Below are 16,754 nucleotides of genomic sequence, written 5' to 3'. Positions count from 1 at the left end.
CCGGTGACCGGCTACAAGCAGCGGCTGGACGACCTGACAGCGACCCGCGGCAGGCTCTGCGTGGGGATCGACCCGATGCCCTCGGTGCTGGGCGCCTGGGGCCTGGACACGACGGTGGCCGGGCTCGAGGCCTGCGCCCGTGGCATCGTGGAGGAACTCGCCTCAACGGTGGCCGTCTTCAAGCCGCAGTCGGCCTTTTTCGAGGCCTTCGGGTCAGCAGGCGTGGCCGTCCTGGAGCGCGTCCTTGCCGACATCCGCGGAGCGGGGGCGTTGTCCCTGCTGGACGTGAAGCGCGGCGACATCGGCTCTTCGATGGCCGGTTACGCCACCGCGTTCCTCGACGACGCCTCCCCGCTGCGTGCCGACGCCATCACCCTGAGCCCCTACCTGGGTGTGGGGTCGCTGGTGCCGGCGATCGAGCGCGCCGTCGACTCCGGAAGGGGCGTCTACGTCCTGGCCCGCACCTCCAACCCCGACGGCCTCGCCATCCAGACCGCCGTCGTCGCGGGTGGCACGGTGGCGCAGCACGTGGTGGACGAGGTGGCCGCGGGCAACCCGGGCTGGGACCACGCCGTCGGGCTGGTCGTCGGGGCGACGCACGCGGCGCTGGGCTGCGACGTGTCGGCGTTCAACGGGTCCGTCCTGGTGCCCGGAATCGGGGCCCAGGGCGGCACCATCGAGGCAGTCCGCGAACGCTTCGGACAAGCGGCCTCGCTGGTGCTGCCCACGGCCAGCCGGGAGGTCATCGGTGCCGGTAGGGCCGAACTGCTGGCAAGGGCGTCGGCCCTGCAGGAACAGGCCTTGTCGCTGTCCTGAGAGCGTTCTCCTGGGCCCTCCGATGAAACTCACGGCAACTTTTTCGTGTTCGCGCTAACACCGGTTGTCAGGGGCTAGATTGCAGCCAAGCGTTGGAACACCCCGTCTGGGGGTGACGTTGAACTGGAGTCCCATGGCCATACCGCAGCTGAGCCCTGAACAGCTCGAATCCGCACGCAGTGCCGCAACAGCGGCCCGCCGCGCCCGCGCCAACCTGAAGGAACAGGTGCGCACCGGCGAGGTCTCACTGGGTGCCGCGCTCGAGCGGGCGATGGACGACGACGTCCTGTCCCGAGTGAAGGTGGTGGATCTGCTCCGCGCCCTGCCCAGGGTCGGAATCACAAGATCGCAGGAGATCATGCAGAGCCTCCAGATCGCGCCGAATCGTCGCATCCGCGGTCTCGGCCGCCACCAGGTGGAGCGCCTCAAGGAGTTGTTCTCCTAAGCTGTCGGGGTGACGAAGAACAAAGCAGCAGTCTGGGTGATCTCCGGCCCCAGTGGAGTCGGCAAGGGAACGGTGTGCGCGAGGTTGCGCGAGCTCCGCCCAGAGGTGTTCTTCTCGGTCTCGATGACCACGCGCCCACCGCGGCCCAGTGAGGTGCCTGGGGTGAGCTACCACTTCGTGACGGACGAACTTTTCTGTGAACTGATCGATTCCGGACAGCTCCTCGAACACGCGGTCGTGCACGGGCTGCACCGCTACGGCACGCCGCGTCGTCCGGTCGTGGAGGCACTTGCCGCGGGCCGCACCGTCGTGCTCGAGATCGACCTGCAGGGTGCGCGCCAGGTCAAGCGGAACCTGCCCGAGGCGAAACTGGTCTTCCTGCAGCCGCCCTCATGGGACGAGCTCGTCAACCGGTTGCGGGGCAGGGGCACGGAGGACGAGGAGGCCCAGCAACGTCGCCTCGAGACCGCGAAACTGGAACTGGAAGCCATCACCGAGGCCGACGAAATCGTGGAGAACGACGACGTCGAGAAGACCGTCGCGCATTTGATAGGCTTGATGGGCTTGTGACCACAGGCAAACCCCGTTTCTTGATCAGAGGTCAATCTTGAGCATCCAACCCGAAGGCATCACCAATCCGCCGATCGACGACCTGCTGGAGTCCATCGACTCCAAGTACCGGCTGGTGATTTTCGCGGCCAAGCGCGCTCGCCAGATCAATGCCTACTACTCGCAGCTCGGTGAGGGGCTGCTGGAGAACGTCGGACCGCTGGTTTCAGCCGCTCCGCAGGAGAAGCCGCTGTCGATCGCCCTTCGGGAGATCAAGGACGGCCTGCTCGAGTACACGCAGATCGACCCCGAGGAAGAGGCCGAGCGCGCCGCGGAGGCCGACGCCGATCCGGCTTTCTCGTTCGTCGATCCGTTCGCTGACACCGACCCAGCTTCCTGACCTCCTAGGTTGCAGACTCCCCGCGCCTGCGGGGTCCAGGGCCCAGTGCCTTGGTTGGTGGCTTGTTGCCACCCAAAAACACACGACGTGGCTTGTCGCCACAACAAGGAGTACCAATGAGTCGTCTGTTCACCTCAGAATCGGTCACCGAGGGACACCCCGACAAGGTCGCTGACTCCATCTCCGACGCGGTCCTCGACGCGTTGCTGGAGCAGGACCCCGCCTCGCGTGTCGCCGTCGAGACACTGGTGACCACCGGCCTGGTGGTGGTGGCCGGTGAGGTCACCACCTCGGGTTTCGCCGACGTCGCCCAGATCGCACGCCAGCGGGTCCTGGACATCGGTTACACGTCCTCGGCAATGGGCTTCGACGGCGCCTCCTGCGGTGTGTCCGTTGCCATCGGCGCCCAGTCCCCGGACATCGCACAGGGCGTCGACTCGGCCTACGAGGAACGGGTCGAGAACGACACCGACACGATCAGCCACCAAGGCGCCGGCGACCAGGGCCTGATGTTCGGCTACGCCTGTGACGAGACGCCATCCCTGATGCCGCTGCCCATCGAGTTGTCGCACCGGCTGGCGCAGCGGCTCGCTGAGGTTCGCAAGGACGGAACGCTCGAGTACGTGCGGCCCGACGGCAAGACGCAGGCCTCGGTCCAGTACGTGGACGGCCGCGCCAGCAGCGTCGAGACGGTGGTGGTCTCCACCCAGCACGCCGCAGGCGTCTCGCTCGAGCAGACCATCCGACCGGACATCGAGCGACACGTCATCCTGCCCGTCCTCGAACGCTACGGCTTCGGGTCCCCGGAGCGGGTGCTGGTGAACCCCACCGGCAAGTTCGTGATCGGCGGACCGATGGGGGACGCGGGGCTCACCGGCCGGAAGGTGATCGTCGACACCTACGGTGGCATGGCCCGCCACGGTGGCGGTGCCTTCTCCGGCAAGGACCCCTCGAAGGTCGACCGCTCCGCGGCCTATGCGATGCGGTGGGTTGCCAAGAACGTGGTGGCCGCTGGCCTGGCCAAGCGTTGCGAGGTGCAGGTGGCCTACGCCATCGGCAAGGCCCACCCCGTGGGTTTCTACCTTGACACCTTCGGCACCAGCGCGGTCCCTCACGACCAGATCCGCGACGCCGTCCTGGCGACCTTCGACCTGCGCCCGGGCGCGATCATCCGCGACCTGGACCTCCTGCGCCCGATCTACGCCCAGTTCAGCGCGTACGGCCACTTCGGCCGCGAGGAAGAGGCAGCTTCGTGGGAGCGCACCGACCGCGCCGACGCCCTGGCCAGGGCGGTGAAGGGCTGAGGATGCCGCGATGTCGGCGGACGCGCCAGCCCTGATCGACGACCCGCAGCCACCGCGTGTGGCGCGGGTCGCCGTCGACACACCCCTGGCGCACCTCGACCGGCTCTTCGACTACACGGTGCCGGACAAGTTGGCCGAAGAGGCAGTCCCGGGTGTCCGGGTCCGGGTCCCGTTCTCAGGCCGCGTGCTCGACGGCTGGCTGATCGAGTTCGGTCAGCCGGAGCCCGGCATGAAGCTGCTGCCCATCGGCCGAGTCGTCTCCCCGGAGCAGATCGTCACCCCCGAGCTCTACGAGCTGCTGCGCATGGTGGCCGATCACTACGCGGGTGTTTGGCCCGACGTCGCACGGTTCGCCATCCCGCCGCGGCACGGTGCCACGGAGAAGGCCGCCCAACGGGAGTGGCCCGAGCCGAAACCCCTGCCGGCGGCGTCGGTGCTCCCGGGCTTTGAAGGCGGTGGCGGCTTCCTCGAAGCCATCGCGTCCGGTCTCGGCCCACGCGCGTTCTGGCAGGTGCCGGCCGTAGGGGGAGCGGCGGGGGACCTGCTCGGGGGAGTTGTCGAGGCGGTTGGCGCCGCCGTCGCTTCTGGCCGGGGAGCCGTGGTGGTGGTCCCGACCGCCCGCGAGCTGGAACAGGCCCTGAAACGGCTGGGCCAGGCTTTCGGCAACTCAGCCGTGGCGACCCTGAGTGCGGAGCTTGGGCCGTCGTCGCGTTACCGCAACTACCTGGCCACCGTGCGCGGTCAGGCCCGGATCATCGTCGGTACCCGGAGCGCCGTGTTCGCACCGGTCAAGGACCTGGGACTGGTCGTCGTGGTGGACGACGGCTCCGACTCCCACTCGGAGCAGAAGGCGCCCTACCCGCACACCCGCACCGTGGCGGTACTGCGCACCGTCCAGTCGGGTTCCGCGCTGCTGTTCGCCTCCCACGCCCGGTCGGCCGAGGCGCAGGCCCTGATCACGCGCGGCTGGATGCACCCGATCGGTCACCCCCCGGCGCTCACCAGACGGCTCACGCCACCGGTGAGGATCGTCGGCGACAACCCGTCCCGGGAACCCACCGCCGCCCGCCTCCGCCTGCCCTCCGACGCCTTCAGGTTCCTGCGGGAACGGCTGCCGCAAGGCCCGGTGCTGGTCCAGGTGCCGCGCGCCGGACATTCGGCGGGGCTGAGCTGCCGACGCTGCGGCAACCGGGCCCAGTGCCCCAAGTGCCATGCCCCGCTGCGGATGCCTGCCAGGGGCGTCACAGCTTGTTCGCTCTGCGGACACCAGCCCACCCGATGGGAGTGCGACCACTGCCACGGCACCGAGGTCCGCGCCACCGTGGTGGGTGCTACCCGCACCGCTGAGGAACTCGCGCGCGCCTTCCCGGGAGTGCTGGCGGTCAACAGTTCCGCCGACGCCATCCGCTCCGAGGTCACCGACGCCTCCGCCATCGTCGTGGCAACCCCCGGCGCCGAACCCGTCGCGAACGGGGGGTACGCAGGCGTGCTGCTCCTGGACACCGGCCTCATGCTCGCCCGCGCCGACCTGCGCGTCGAGGAGGAGTCGCTTCGTCGCTGGCTCAACGCCATGGCGCTGTGCCGCCCGCCCGAGGAGGGTGGCACCGTCATGGCAGTGACTGCCTCCACCGCGGATGGGCCCCAGCACCCCACCCTGCAGGCCCTCGTGCGGGGCGACGTCGGCGGGTTCATGGAACGGGAACTCGCCGAGCGCGCCGCTGTGGGCCTGCCGCCCGCGGCGAAGGTGGTTCGCGTGGGAGGAGATCCCGACGCCCTCACCGAGTTCCTGGACAACGACCCCTTCGAGGGGGTCGACATCCTCGGTCCGACGGAGCTGCGTGGCGGTCCCGAGCCCGAGTTCGCCGCCCTGCTGCGAGTGCCGCTGGAACGCGGCAAGGACTTGGTCACGAGTGTGAAGGCGGCCGCGGCGATCCGCTCGGCGCGCAAGGAGGGTGGCAGGCTGTACCTCCAGGTCGATCCCGAAGTGATGGAGTGAGCATGAGACTGGTCTTCGCAGGCACGCCGGAGGTGGCGCTGCCCTCGCTGGAGGCGCTGCTGGGCTCCAGCCACGAGGTGGTCGCCGTCGTCACCCGGCCGGATGCGCCCGCCGGCCGGGGCCGCAAGCTGACCCCCTCACCGGTGGCGCAGCGTGCCCAGGAGCTGGGACTGGAGGTGCTCAAACCGGGCAAGCCGTCGCAGGATGACTTCAAGCAGCGCCTCCGGGAACTGGCTCCGGACGCGTGTCCGGTGGTGGCCTACGGCGCGCTGTTGCCGCAGTCGGTCCTGGACATCCCGCGGCTGGGGTGGGTCAACCTGCACTTCTCGCTGCTGCCGCGCTGGCGTGGCGCGGCGCCGGTCCAGCGCGCGATCATGGCCGGTGACGCTGAGATCGGCACAGCGTGTTTCCGGATCGTGCGGGAGCTGGACGCCGGCGACGTCTACCGGATGGCAGCGATCCCGACGCCGGACGCCACCGCCGGTGAAGTGCTGGCCATGCTCGCAGCCACGGGCGCCTCACAACTGGTCGAGGCGCTCGACGCGATGGCGGCGGGTGAGCAGCCGACGCCGCAGGCCAACGTGGGCGTGACGGTCGCGCCGAAGGTGACGGTGGAGGAGGCCCGCCTCGACTTCACCCGCCCCGCCCGCGAGCTCCGCAACCTCGTCATGGGCTGTTCCCCGGACCCCGGTTCCTGGTGCGAGCTGGATGGCGAGCGCTTCAAGGTGTACCGCGCCACCGTCGCCGAAGATGACGTGGCGCTGAAGCCCGGTGAACTGCTTCTGCTCAAGAATCGGGTCCTGGCCGGCACCGGCCTGGGCGTACTGGAACTGCAGGAGGTGCAGGCCGCCGGCAAGCGCCGGATGAACGCCGCCGACTGGGCCCGCGGCGGACACTCCGGGGCGGTGCTGAGGTGACCGCCCCCTCCCCCCGACGGGTGGCCTTCGACGTCTTGCGCCAGGTAACCGGCGAGGACGCCTACGCCAACCTCGCCCTCTCCAAACGACTCGCGACTGCGGGACTCGACAGCCGCGACGCAGGCTTCGTCACCGAGCTGGTCTCCGGCACCTGCCGCCTGCTGGGCACCTACGACCGCATCATCGAGGCGGCCGGAGGCCGTGCGCTCAGCACTCTCCAGCCAGCCGTCGTCGACCTGCTGCGGTTGGGCAGCCACCAAGCCCTGAGCATGGACGTGCCCGGGCGGGCGGCGGTTGCCACCACCGTCGACCTCGCTCGCGAGACCGTGGGGCAGCGGGTCACTGGCGTGATCAACGCCATCCTGCGGAAGGTCGCCGCCAAGAGCCTCGACGAGTGGACCCGGCAGTTGGCAGACGGGGCCCAGGGAGTGGAGCGGCTCGCCGTCGAGGGGCACCATCCCGTCTGGGTGGCACAGGCCTACGCCGATGTCCTGCCTGACGGGGAACTTTCCGCCGCGCTGGCCGCCAACAACGTCGCGCCTACCCCCACGCTGGTGGTGCGGCCGGGCCTGCTCGAGCGCGACGAGCTGGTCCGACTTGGCGGCGAACCCACCGGGTTCTCACCGTTCGGCGCCAGCTTCGATGGCCAGCCGGGTTCTCTCGAGCCCGTCCGGGACGGCCGAGCGGGGGTGCAGGACGAGGGCTCGCAACTGGTGGCCTGGGCCCTGGCCCGCGTCGATGCACCGGCGGGGCCGTGGCTGGACCTGTGCGCCGGCCCGGGGGGCAAGGCCGCGCTCCTGGCCGGTCTGGCCCGGGAGTCCGGCGAGGCCCTCGTCGCCAACGAGGTGGCCGAGCACCGGGCGCAACTCGTGGAGCAGGCGCTCTCCGCCTACCCGGAAGGCACGGCCACGGTGGTCTGTTCCGACGGCCGCCGCCCCGAGGCACTCGCCGACCGCGGACCCTACGCCCGCGTCATGGTGGACGCACCCTGCACCGGTCTGGGCGCCCTGCGCCGTCGGCCGGAATCACGGTGGCGCCGCAGCCCCGACGACGTGGCGCAGCTCGCAGGACTGCAGCGCGACCTGCTGCGCTCCGCGATCTCGCTCACCGCGCCCGGGGGAGTGGTCGCCTATGTGACCTGCTCGCCGCACCGGGCCGAGACCCGCGACGTCGTCGCGGAAGTGCTGGCCGACGGCGGCCTCGTCGAGCTGCTCCACGCCTCCGACTACCTGCCACCCGACGCGGACGCGGGCGAGGGCGACTTCGTGCAGCTGTGGCCGCACCGCCACGGCACAGACGCGATGTTCCTGGCGCTGCTGAGGTTCCCGGCCTAGCTCAGTGGGAGCAGGCGGCGACGGCGAGGTCGCGCAGCCTGTTGACCATGGCGTTCGGATCATCGGCGCTGTAGACGGCCGAGCCGGCGACGAAGGTGTCGGCCCCGGCCTCGGCGCAGCGCTCGATGGTCTCGGCCGAGACGCCGCCGTCGACCTGGACCCAGATGTCGCGATGGCCGACGAGTTCGCGGGTGCGGCGGATCTTGGGCAGCACGAGGTCGAGGAACTTCTGGCCGCCGAAGCCCGGCTCCACCGTCATGAGCAGGACCATGTCAACCTCGCCGAGCATTCCGGCGTAGGAGTCGATGGCCGTGGCCGGGTTCAGCGCCATCGACGCGCGCGCGCCCAGTCGTCGAAGTTCACGCGCCAACCTGACCGGTGCCCTGGCGGCCTCCACGTGGAAGGTCACCGACTCGGCTCCGGCCTCGGCGTAGGCAGGGGCCCAACGGTCCGGGTCGGCGATCATGAGGTGGATGTCCAGCATCTGGTCGGTGCTTCGGCGGATGGCCTCGACCACCGGCAGGCCGATCGACAGGTTGGGCACGAAGTGGTAGTCCATGACGTCGACGTGGATGGCCTCGGCGTCGGGGATGCGGCCGATCTCGGCACCGAGGTTGGCGAAGTCCGCGTTGAGGATGCTGGGGGTGATGCGCATGGCACCAACCCTATTCCAGACCGCCCTCAGTTCTTGTTCCAGGGGTCGTCGCCACGACGACCCTCGCCCCGCCCGCGCAGGTAGCGCTCGAACTCCGCAGCGATGGCATCTCCCGTGGCACCCTCCACGTCGGAGGCGTCCTTGGCCTCCTCGAGCTGCTCGATGTACTCGGCCACGTCCGGATCCTCCTGGCTGAGTTCATCGACGGCCGCGGTCCACTTGTCCGCCTCCGCGGGGAGGTCGTCCAGGTCAACGGCGATCTCCAGCGCGTCGGACAGCTGGGTCAGGACCGCGTGCTGCGCCTTCGGGTTCGGCGGGGTGGCCACGTAGTGGGGGACCGAGACCCACAGCGACACCGTCGGCACGTTCTCCGACATCAGGACCTGGTTGATGACCCCGACGATTCCCGTGGGGCCCTCGTACTCCGAGGTGCTGAGCCCGAACCGTGCCTGCAGGTCCGGGTCATAGCTGTACATGTTGACCGGCAGCGGGCGGGAGTGGGGAGTGTCGCTGAGCATCGCGCCAAGGAGCACGACGATGCCGGGGGCCACGGCCTTGATCTGCTGGACCAGGTCCCGCACGAACGAGCGCCACAGCAGACTCGGTTCGGGGCCGACGACGACGATCAGGTCCCGGTCCGGGTGCCTGACCAGTTGCAGGGTGGTGTGCGGCCACTGCAGCCACGGACCGTCGGGGGAGCGTCGGACGTTGGGGCGGGTGGCCTGGAAGTCGTAGTAGCGCTCGTCGTCGATGCGCCCCAGTTCCTCGTTGGGATACTTCTCCAGGAAGTACAGGGCGCTGTCGCTCGCAGCGTTGCCCGCGTCGTTCCAGCCGCTGAAGGCTATGACGACGGCGGGGTCACGCAGATTGCCCAGACGCTCGTACTGCATTCCCCAATCATATGACGCTGTCACTGCCCACCCCAGCAGGCGCGGCGAGGGGTGACGCTGAGCGCGAACGGATTCATTCGCACAGGTGCAGGCCCAGTACCCTTGGGCAGCATGTCGACCTCCATCCTGAATGACCTGAAGTCCCGTGTCCTTGTCGCCGACGGCGCCATGGGCACGATGCTGCAGTCGTTCGAGGAGTTGAGCGTCGAGGAGGACTTCCAGGGCCTTGAGGGCTGCAACGAGATCCTCAACGTCACCCGGCCCGACGTCGTCGCAGCCATCCACCGCGCCTACTTCGAGGCCGGGGCGGACTGCGTGGAGACCAACAGCTTCGGGACCAACCTCGCGGCCCTGGGCGAGTACGACATCACCGACCGCCTGGAGGAACTCGCGGAGGCGGCCGCACGGATCGCCCGGGGTGTCGCCGACGAGTTCTCCACGCCGGAGAAGCCGCGCTACGTGCTGGGTTCCGTGGGCCCGGGCACGAAGTTGCCCAGCCTCGGACACATCTCGTTCACGGCCATCCGCGATGCCTACCAGCTCCAGGTCGAGGCAATGGTGGCCGGCGGCATCGACGCCGTGCAGATCGAGACCGCCCAGGACCTGCTGCAGGCCAAGGCCGCCGTCATCGCGGCCAAGCGGGCCCGCGCCAAGCTCGGCGTCGACCTGCCGATCTTCGTCAACGTCACCGTGGAGACCACCGGCACGATGCTGCTCGGGTCCGAGATCGGTGCCGCGCTGACCACCCTGGAGGCGCTCGGCGTCGACGTCATCGGGCTCAACTGCGCCACCGGCCCCGCCGAGATGAGCGAACACCTGCGTCACCTGTCACGGCGCTCCGGCGTGGGGATCGGCGTCATGCCCAACGCCGGCCTGCCGGAGCTCACCGCCGACGGTGCCCGCTACCCGCTGAGCCCCGACGGCCTTGCCGACGCGCTGGGCCAGTACCTCGACGAGTTCGGGATGAACCTCATCGGCGGGTGCTGCGGCACCACGCCGGAGCACATCCGCCTGCTGGCCGAACGCTTCAGCGGCCAGCCGGTGAAGGAGCGCACGCCCGAACTCGAACGGTCCGCCTCCAGCCTCTACATCGAGGTGCCCTTCGAGCAGGACGCCAGCTACCTCAACATCGGCGAGCGGACCAACGCCAACGGTTCCAAGGCCTTCAAGGACGCGATGCTTGCCGAGAACTGGGACGAGTGCGTGGAGATCGCCAAGTCCCAGGCCCGCGACGGCGCCCACGTGCTCGACCTGTGCATCGACTACGTCGGCCGCGACGGCGTGCGGGACATGGACATCCTGGCCTCCCGGCTCGCAACCTCCGTGACCCTTCCGATCGTGCTGGACTCCACCGAGCCACCGGTCATCCAGGCCGGGCTGGAGCGCCTCGCCGGGCGCTGCATCATCAACTCCGTCAACTACGAGGACGGCGACGGACCGGAGTCGCGTTTCGCCAAGGTGATGCCCATGGTCGCCGAGCACGGCGCGGGCGTCGTCGCGCTGACCATCGACGAGGAGGGGCAGGCCCGTACCGCAGAGTGGAAGGTGCGCGTCGCCTCCCGACTGATCGAGGACCTGACCGGCAACTGGGGCCTCGACGTCGGCGACATCCTGGTGGACTGCCTGACGTTCCCGATCGCAACCGGTCAGGAGGAGACCCGTCGCGACGGGATCGAGACCATCGAGGCCATCCGCGAACTCAAGCAGCGCTACCCGGGCGTCCACACCACGCTGGGCGTCTCCAACGTGTCCTTCGGGCTCAACCCAGCCGCCCGCATCGTGCTGAACTCGGTGTTCCTGAACGAGTGCGTCGCCGCCGGACTGGACTCGGCCATCGTGCACAGCGCCAAGATCCTGCCGATGGACCGGATCCCCGACGAGCAGCGTGAGGTGGCACTGAACCTGGTCTACGACCGCCGCCGCGAGGGCTATGACCCCCTCACCAAGTTCCTCGAGCTCTTCGAGGGCGTCACCGCCGCCGACGTTCGAGCCAGCCGGGCCGCCGAGCTGGCTGCCCTGCCGCTTGCGGAGCGGCTGCAGCGCCGCATCATCGACGGCGAGGGCAAGGGCCTGGCCGCCGACCTTGACGAGGCGCTCAAGACCAAGCCCGCGCTGGAGATCATCAACGAGGACCTGCTGGCCGGCATGAAGGTGGTCGGGGAACTGTTCGGGTCCGGCCAGATGCAGTTGCCCTTCGTTCTCCAGTCCGCCGAGGTGATGAAGACCGCCGTCGCGCACCTGGAACCCCACATGGAGAAGGTGGCCGACTCTGCGGGCAAGGGGACGCTGGTGCTCGCGACGGTGCGCGGCGACGTCCACGACATCGGCAAGAACCTGGTGGACATCATCGTCAGCAACAACGGCTACACGGTTATCAACATCGGCATCAAGCAGCCGATAAACGCCATCGTCGAGGCCGCCGAGGCCAACAAGGCCGACGTCATCGGCATGTCCGGCCTGCTGGTGAAGTCGACGCTGGTGATGAAGGACAACCTGGCCGAACTCAACCGGCTCGGGCTCGCCCAGAAGTACCCGGTCCTGCTGGGTGGCGCTGCCCTGACCCGCACCTTCGTCGAGCATGACCTGGGCGACATGTTCGACGGCGAGGTCCGCTACGCCAAGGACGCCTTCGAGGGGCTCGCGCTCATGGACGCCGTCATGGCCGTCAAACAGGGCGTGCCCGGGGCCAAGCTGCCGGAGGCGCGCAAGCGGCGGTACGCCAAGACCTTCGTCGAGGAGGAGGTGGACATGGACGCGCTGCCGCGTTCCGACGTCGCCCGCCGCGTCGACGTGCCCACCCCGCCGTTCTGGGGCTCGCGGGTCGTCAAGGGGATCGCGCTCGCCGACGTCGCGCAGTGGCTGGACCACCGCGCCACCTTCATGGGCCAGTGGGGCCTGAAGGCGCTCAAGGGCGGGCCGAGCTACGACGAGCTGGTGGCCACCGAGGGCCTGCCGCGGTTGCGGATGTGGCTGGACCGGATCAAGACGGAGAACCTGGCGAACTTCGCGGTTGTCCACGGCTACTGGCCGGTCTACAGCGAGGGCCGCACGCTCATCGTCGGCGACCCCGAGGACTGGACGCGCGAGATCACCCGGTTCACGTTCCCGCGGCAGCGACGCGACCGGCACCTGTGCCTGGCGGACTTCTTCCGCGACAAGGAGGAGGCCCAGGAGCTCGGGCCCGACGTGCTGGCGATGCAGTTGGTGACGATGGGTGCGGAGGTGGCCAAGGGCACCGCCAAGCTGTTCGAGGCAAACGCCTACCGCGACTACCTGGAACTCCACGGCCTCTCGGTGCAACTGACCGAGGCGCTGGCGGAATTCTGGCACGCCCGCACCCGGCAGGAGCTGGGGCTGGAGGGCGACGGCGAAGTGGAGGCCGCCATCAGGGACCAGGCCTACCGCGGCTCCCGTTACTCCTTCGGGTACCCCGCGTGCCCGGACCTGGAGGACCGTGCCAAGCTCGTCAAGCTGCTGGAGCCGCACCGCATCGGGGTCGAATTGAGCGAGGAACTCCAGTTGCACCCGGAACAGTCCACCGACGCCATCGTGCTCCACCACCCGGAGGCCAAGTACTTCAATGCCAAGTAACCTCTCCGGGGTCTCCACCGGCCCGCTCCAGGTGGGCGACCGCGTCACCCTCACCGACCCGAAGGGCCGCCGCAAGTCCATCCTCCTCAAGGAGGGTGGGGTGTGGCACACCACGCGCGGAGCGGTCAGCCACGACGACCTGATCGGCCGCCCCGACGCGGTCACCGTGAAATCGGTGGGTGGGGTCGAGTACCTCGCGATGCGTCCGCTGCTGAGCGAGTTCATGGTCTCCATGCCGCGCGAGGCAGCCGTCATCTACCCCAAGGACGCCGCGCAGATCCTGATGTGGGCCGACATCTTCCCGGGTGCCCGCGTGCTCGAGGCCGGTGTCGGGTCCGGTGCATTGTCGCTGGCGCTGCTGCGCGCCATCGGTGCCGAGGGCCGGCTCCACTCCTACGAGCGCCGTGAGAAGTTCGCCGACGTCGCGCGCGGGAATGTGGAGACCTTCCTCGGCGGCCCACACCCGGCCTGGACCCTGACCGTGGGAGACCTCGTTGAGTCCATCACCGACGAGCCCATCGACCGAGCGATCCTGGACATGCTCGCCCCCTGGGAGTGCATCGACGCCGTGGGGGAGCGGCTGGTCGCCGGAGGCGTCGTCTGCTGCTACGTCGCGACGTCCACCCAGCTCGGCCGCGTCGCCGACACCCTGCGTGCCCACGGCGGGTTCACCGAACCCCACCTCACCGAGACGACGGTGCGCGACTGGCACGCCGAGGGCCTGGCCATCCGGCCGGGCCACGGCACCTCCGGGCACACGGGTTTCCTTGTGATCTCCCGTCGGCTCGCCCCCGGGGTGACCGCCCCCATGCGCAAGCGGCGTCCCGCACCGGGCGCCTATGGTCCCGACTACTCGGGCCCGCGGCCCGCCAACATCCCGGGGTTCGAGGCGTCGGAGGACTGAGAGCGGCCCTTCAGCAGGCGGTAACCGAGCCGCCAGCCGAACAGGAACGCGGCCAGCACCAGCGTCGCGACCACCACGAAGGCCATCGCGGCACCACCGCCGACGACGATGCGCAGACCCATGCCACCGAGCACCGTGACCAGCCACACCACCAGCGCGGCGCGCAGGCCGAAGCCGTCGTCGTCGAGGAGGTTAAGTACGACCCAACCGAACAGGCAGGCCAGGAGGAACGGCCAGGCCGTCTCCAGGATGCCGAGGAAGCTGAGCCCGTTGGCGTGGGTGGCGCGTCCGATGACGGCGAACACCAGCACTAGGAACAGGTCAATGGCGGCCGGCACGATGCGCATCATGGAAATCAACCTACTGCCTCGGTCCACTAGGATCGACTGAGCACGCGAACGTTGAGGAAGGGCTGATCGATGGACGAGGGCAACCCAGCGTCGTTCCGGGACTTCATGGCCCGGGTGGCTCCGGATGCACTCCCACGAGGCGCCGGTGTCCCCGACGGCGCGGTGCACGGCACCACGATCGTCGCCGCGGCCTTCGACGGCGGGGTCCTGATGGCTGGCGACCGGCGCGCCACGCTCGGCTCCACGATCGCCATGCGGGACATCGAGAAGGTCTTCGGCGCGGACCACCAGTCAGTGATCGGCGTCGCCGGCGTAGCCGGCGTGGCTGTGGACCTGGTACGGCTGTTCCAGGTGGAACTTGAGCACTACGAGAAGGTCGAGTTCGCCGAGCTCAGCCTGGACGGCAAGGCCAACCGCCTGGGTGCGCTGCTGCGGGCCAACCTCCCGCAGGCCATGCAGGGTCTGGCTGTCCTCCCGATCTTCGTCGGCTGGGACACGCAGGCCGGGCGCGGCCGGATGTTCTCCTACGACGCCACCGGAGGCCGCTACGAGGAGCAGAGCTTCGCGGCCGTCGGCTCCGGGGCGGTGTTCGCACGCGGTGCGCTGAAGAAACTGCACGATCCACGCGCCGGTGAGCGGGAAGCGGCCATCGCGCTGCTGCAGGCCCTCTACGACGCTGCCGACGACGACTCCGCCACCTCCGGCCTCGACCTCACCCGCGGCATCCTGCCCTTGGTGATGAGCGTCACCTCAGCCGGGGTGCGCCGCTTCGACGCCGACGAACTGCGCCCCCTGGCAGAGGAGATCCTCGCCGCTCGGGCCCAGCGCCCCGACGGCCCCCGGGCAGGAGCACTGTGATGTCGGCACCGTTCTACGTCTCGCCGGAGCAGTTGATGCAGGACCGGGCCGAGTTCGCCCGCAAGGGCATCTCGCGGGGCCGCTCGGTCGTCGCGCTGAGCAGCACCTTGGGCATCGCACTGGTGGCGGAGAACCGTTCCCCGAGCCTGCACAAGGTGGCCGAGATCTACGACCGGATCGGCTTCATCGCCGTCGGACGTTACAACGAATTCGAGGCGTTGCGCGTCGCCGGCATCCGGCAGGCGGATCTGCGCGGCTACTCCTACGACCGCCGCGACGTCACCGCCCGCGGCCTGGCGGGGCAGTACTCGCAGTTGCTGGGCGCGGCGTTCTCCGCAGCCGAGAAGCCCTACGAGGGGGAGTTGGTCGTCGCGGAACTGGGATTCGAGCCTGCCGCGGACGTTCTCTTCCACGTCTCCTACGACGGCAGCATCTCCGAGCACCGGTCCTTCGCCGTGCTCGGCAGGGATTCCGACGGCGTGGCCGCGAGGATCCGCTCCGGCATCGCGGCCGACGGCGCAGCCGATCTTCCTGCTGCCGTCCGGCTGGCCCGCACGGCGCTGTCCGAAGAGGCCCCGCTGGAGGCCGAGAGCCTGGAGGTGGCGGTGCTGGAGCGCGGTCGCGGGACGCGCCGGACCTTCCGTCGGATCACCGGCGAGGTCCTCATCGATTGGCTGGCCGGTCCCGCATGACTTCGGTGCTGATCATCGGGGCCGGGCTGGTCGGCTCCTCGCTGGGCCTGGCACTGACCAAGGCCGGCCTGGATGTCCACCTGGAGGATCGCGCGTCCTCGCACGCCAGGGTGGCCGCGGGTATGGGCGCCGGCCGGATCTCGCACCTGGGACCCGACGACGTCGACGTCGTGGTGGTGGCGACGCCGCCGTCGGTGATCCCGGAGGTGGTGTGCCGGGCGCTGGAACGGTTCCCCCGCGCCGTGGTGACCGACGTCGGATCGGTGAAGGCGCCCATCATCGCGGCGGTGGAGAGGGGCAGCGAGCACCACGCGCGCTACGTGCCGTCGCACCCCATGGCCGGGTCCCAGTTCACCGGACCGCTGACTGCCTCCTCGGAGCTGTTCCGCGAGCGCACCTGGGTGCTCACCCCATCGGTCGACAATGCCCCCGAGCACGTCGAGGCCGTCCGCGAACTGGCGCGCACGGCCGGCGCGCGGATCGTGGAACTGGACCCGGCGGCCCACGACGAGGCCGTCGCACAGGTCAGCCACGTGCCGCACCTGATGAGCATCCTGACCGCCAGTCACCTGCGCGAAGTGCCGGGCGACCACCTACTGCTCGCCGGTCAGGGCATCCGCGACGTCACCCGGATCGCCGGTTCGGACACGTCCTTGTGGCGCCAGATCATCACCACCAACGCGGCGGCGGTCCGCGAGGAACTGGAGGAGGTGGCCGAGGACCTGGCCTACCTCATCTCGGTGCTGGACCAGCCAGACCTGCTGGAGGAGTGCCTGCGGATCGGGCAGAGCGGCGCCCGGTCGCTCACCGGCAAGCACGGGCGGGCGCCCCTGGACGTGGTGGTGGTGACCGTCGAGATCCCCGACGAACCCCGCGCCCTTGCACGCCTGTTCGGCGACGTCGGCGAGATGGGATTCAACGTCGAGGACTTCGACCTCACCCACGACGTCGTGCGTGAGGTCGGCTACCTCTCGATCTCCGTGGAGGCCGCCAAGGGCGAGCAGTTCCGTGACGACCTTGCTGACCGGGGCTGGAACGCCTGGTCCGACCAGA

The 16,754-nt window shown here is 69.6% G+C and carries 14 protein-coding genes and 2 pseudogenes; 13 read left to right on the top strand and 3 right to left on the bottom strand.

What is annotated here, in order from left to right:
* The first annotated feature begins 3 nt into the window (after window positions 1-3).
* The 8 genes from pyrF (at window position 4) to LKO27_RS05940 (ending at window position 7,761) form a co-directional block, all read left to right on the top strand.
* Window positions 4-816, top strand: coding sequence for an orotidine-5'-phosphate decarboxylase (gene pyrF / locus LKO27_RS05975; protein WP_227736118.1), 813 nt, complete (start codon window positions 4-6; stop codon window positions 814-816).
* 133 nt (window positions 817-949) lie between these two features.
* Window positions 950-1,261: an integration host factor, actinobacterial type gene (mihF, locus tag LKO27_RS05970; RefSeq protein WP_227736116.1), complete on the top strand. Its 312-nt coding sequence runs from the start codon at window positions 950-952 to the stop codon at window positions 1,259-1,261.
* A 9-nt stretch (window positions 1,262-1,270) separates the two neighbouring features.
* Window positions 1,271-1,831, top strand: coding sequence for a guanylate kinase (gene gmk, locus LKO27_RS05965; protein ID WP_227736114.1), 561 nt, complete (start codon window positions 1,271-1,273; stop codon window positions 1,829-1,831).
* 34 nt (window positions 1,832-1,865) lie between these two features.
* Window positions 1,866-2,210 (top strand): DNA-directed RNA polymerase subunit omega, encoded by a 345-nt coding sequence (gene rpoZ, locus LKO27_RS05960; RefSeq protein WP_227737226.1) that lies wholly within the window; start codon window positions 1,866-1,868, stop codon window positions 2,208-2,210.
* A 116-nt stretch (window positions 2,211-2,326) separates the two neighbouring features.
* Complete coding sequence (gene metK / locus LKO27_RS05955) at window positions 2,327-3,514, top strand: methionine adenosyltransferase (RefSeq protein WP_227736112.1); 1,188 nt, start codon at window positions 2,327-2,329, stop codon at window positions 3,512-3,514.
* Between the two features lie 10 nt (window positions 3,515-3,524).
* The gene (locus LKO27_RS05950; protein WP_227736110.1) at window positions 3,525-5,510 is read left to right on the top strand and encodes a hypothetical protein; all 1,986 of its coding nucleotides are present in this window, start codon (window positions 3,525-3,527) and stop codon (window positions 5,508-5,510) included.
* A 2-nt stretch (window positions 5,511-5,512) separates the two neighbouring features.
* Window positions 5,513-6,427: a methionyl-tRNA formyltransferase gene (gene fmt / locus LKO27_RS05945; protein WP_227736108.1), complete on the top strand. Its 915-nt coding sequence runs from the start codon at window positions 5,513-5,515 to the stop codon at window positions 6,425-6,427.
* Entirely contained in the window at window positions 6,424-7,761 is a 1,338-nt protein-coding gene (locus tag LKO27_RS05940; RefSeq protein WP_227736106.1) for an RsmB/NOP family class I SAM-dependent RNA methyltransferase, read from the top strand. The genes fmt and LKO27_RS05940 overlap by 4 nt, the downstream gene beginning before the upstream one ends.
* 1 nt (window position 7,762) lies before the next feature.
* Here LKO27_RS05940 and rpe read toward each other — a convergent pair whose 3' ends face one another.
* Together rpe and LKO27_RS05930 are read right to left on the bottom strand one after the other, a co-directional pair.
* The gene (gene rpe, locus LKO27_RS05935; RefSeq protein WP_227736104.1) at window positions 7,763-8,416 is read right to left on the bottom strand and encodes a ribulose-phosphate 3-epimerase; all 654 of its coding nucleotides are present in this window, start codon (window positions 8,414-8,416) and stop codon (window positions 7,763-7,765) included.
* Between the two features lie 26 nt (window positions 8,417-8,442).
* The gene (locus tag LKO27_RS05930; protein ID WP_227736101.1) at window positions 8,443-9,306 is read right to left on the bottom strand and encodes a PAC2 family protein; all 864 of its coding nucleotides are present in this window, start codon (window positions 9,304-9,306) and stop codon (window positions 8,443-8,445) included.
* A 111-nt stretch (window positions 9,307-9,417) separates the two neighbouring features.
* Here LKO27_RS05930 and metH point away from each other — a divergent pair, with 111 nt between their 5' ends.
* Complete coding sequence (gene metH / locus LKO27_RS05925) at window positions 9,418-12,897, top strand: methionine synthase (RefSeq protein ID WP_227736099.1); 3,480 nt, start codon at window positions 9,418-9,420, stop codon at window positions 12,895-12,897.
* 19 nt (window positions 12,898-12,916) lie between these two features.
* A pseudogene (locus tag LKO27_RS05920) lies at window positions 12,917-13,801 on the top strand (tRNA (adenine-N1)-methyltransferase); the annotation flags it as partial.
* Here LKO27_RS05920 and LKO27_RS05915 read toward each other — a convergent pair.
* Window positions 13,747-14,151: a DUF3054 domain-containing protein gene (locus tag LKO27_RS05915; RefSeq protein ID WP_227736097.1), complete on the bottom strand. Its 405-nt coding sequence runs from the start codon at window positions 14,149-14,151 to the stop codon at window positions 13,747-13,749. The pseudogene LKO27_RS05920 and the gene LKO27_RS05915 sit on opposite strands and share 55 nt — an antisense overlap.
* A 69-nt stretch (window positions 14,152-14,220) precedes the next feature.
* Between LKO27_RS05915 and prcB the strand changes: the two genes are divergently transcribed.
* The 3 genes and pseudogenes from prcB to LKO27_RS05900 form a co-directional block, all read left to right on the top strand.
* Window positions 14,221-15,009 carry a proteasome subunit beta gene (gene prcB / locus LKO27_RS05910; protein ID WP_227736094.1) on the top strand — a complete coding sequence of 263 codons (789 nt, stop codon included), beginning with the start codon at window positions 14,221-14,223 and terminating at the stop codon, window positions 15,007-15,009.
* On the top strand, window positions 15,009-15,701 hold the full coding sequence (prcA, locus tag LKO27_RS05905; protein ID WP_227736093.1) for a proteasome subunit alpha: 693 nt from the start codon (window positions 15,009-15,011) through the stop codon (window positions 15,699-15,701). The genes prcB and prcA overlap by 1 nt, the downstream gene beginning before the upstream one ends.
* Window positions 15,698-16,747 (top strand): annotated as a pseudogene (locus LKO27_RS05900) (prephenate dehydrogenase); the annotation flags it as partial. The gene prcA and the pseudogene LKO27_RS05900, both read left to right, overlap by 4 nt.
* Between the last annotated feature and the right edge of the window lie 7 nt (window positions 16,748-16,754).

It is taken from the genome of Tessaracoccus sp. OS52 (assembly GCF_020687685.1).
In the GTDB taxonomy this organism is placed as follows: domain Bacteria; phylum Actinomycetota; class Actinomycetes; order Propionibacteriales; family Propionibacteriaceae; genus Arachnia.
This window is presented reverse-complemented; position numbering and strand designations above follow the sequence as displayed.

Excerpts from the sequence above, each read along its gene's own strand:
- mihF (WP_227736116.1), top strand. The coding sequence starts at position 950 with ATGGCCATACCGCAGCTGAGCCCTGAACAGCTCGAATCCGCACGCAGT.
- metK (WP_227736112.1), top strand. The coding sequence starts at position 2,327 with ATGAGTCGTCTGTTCACCTCAGAATCGGTCACCGAGGGACACCCCGAC.
- LKO27_RS05950 (WP_227736110.1), top strand. The coding sequence starts at position 3,525 with ATGTCGGCGGACGCGCCAGCCCTGATCGACGACCCGCAGCCACCGCGT.
- fmt (WP_227736108.1), top strand. The coding sequence starts at position 5,513 with ATGAGACTGGTCTTCGCAGGCACGCCGGAGGTGGCGCTGCCCTCGCTG.
- rpe (WP_227736104.1), bottom strand. The coding sequence starts at position 8,416 with ATGCGCATCACCCCCAGCATCCTCAACGCGGACTTCGCCAACCTCGGT.
- LKO27_RS05930 (WP_227736101.1), bottom strand. The coding sequence starts at position 9,306 with ATGCAGTACGAGCGTCTGGGCAATCTGCGTGACCCCGCCGTCGTCATA.
- metH (WP_227736099.1), top strand. The coding sequence starts at position 9,418 with ATGTCGACCTCCATCCTGAATGACCTGAAGTCCCGTGTCCTTGTCGCC.
- LKO27_RS05915 (WP_227736097.1), bottom strand. The coding sequence starts at position 14,151 with ATGATGCGCATCGTGCCGGCCGCCATTGACCTGTTCCTAGTGCTGGTG.
- prcB (WP_227736094.1), top strand. The coding sequence starts at position 14,221 with ATGGACGAGGGCAACCCAGCGTCGTTCCGGGACTTCATGGCCCGGGTG.
- prcA (WP_227736093.1), top strand. The coding sequence starts at position 15,009 with ATGTCGGCACCGTTCTACGTCTCGCCGGAGCAGTTGATGCAGGACCGG.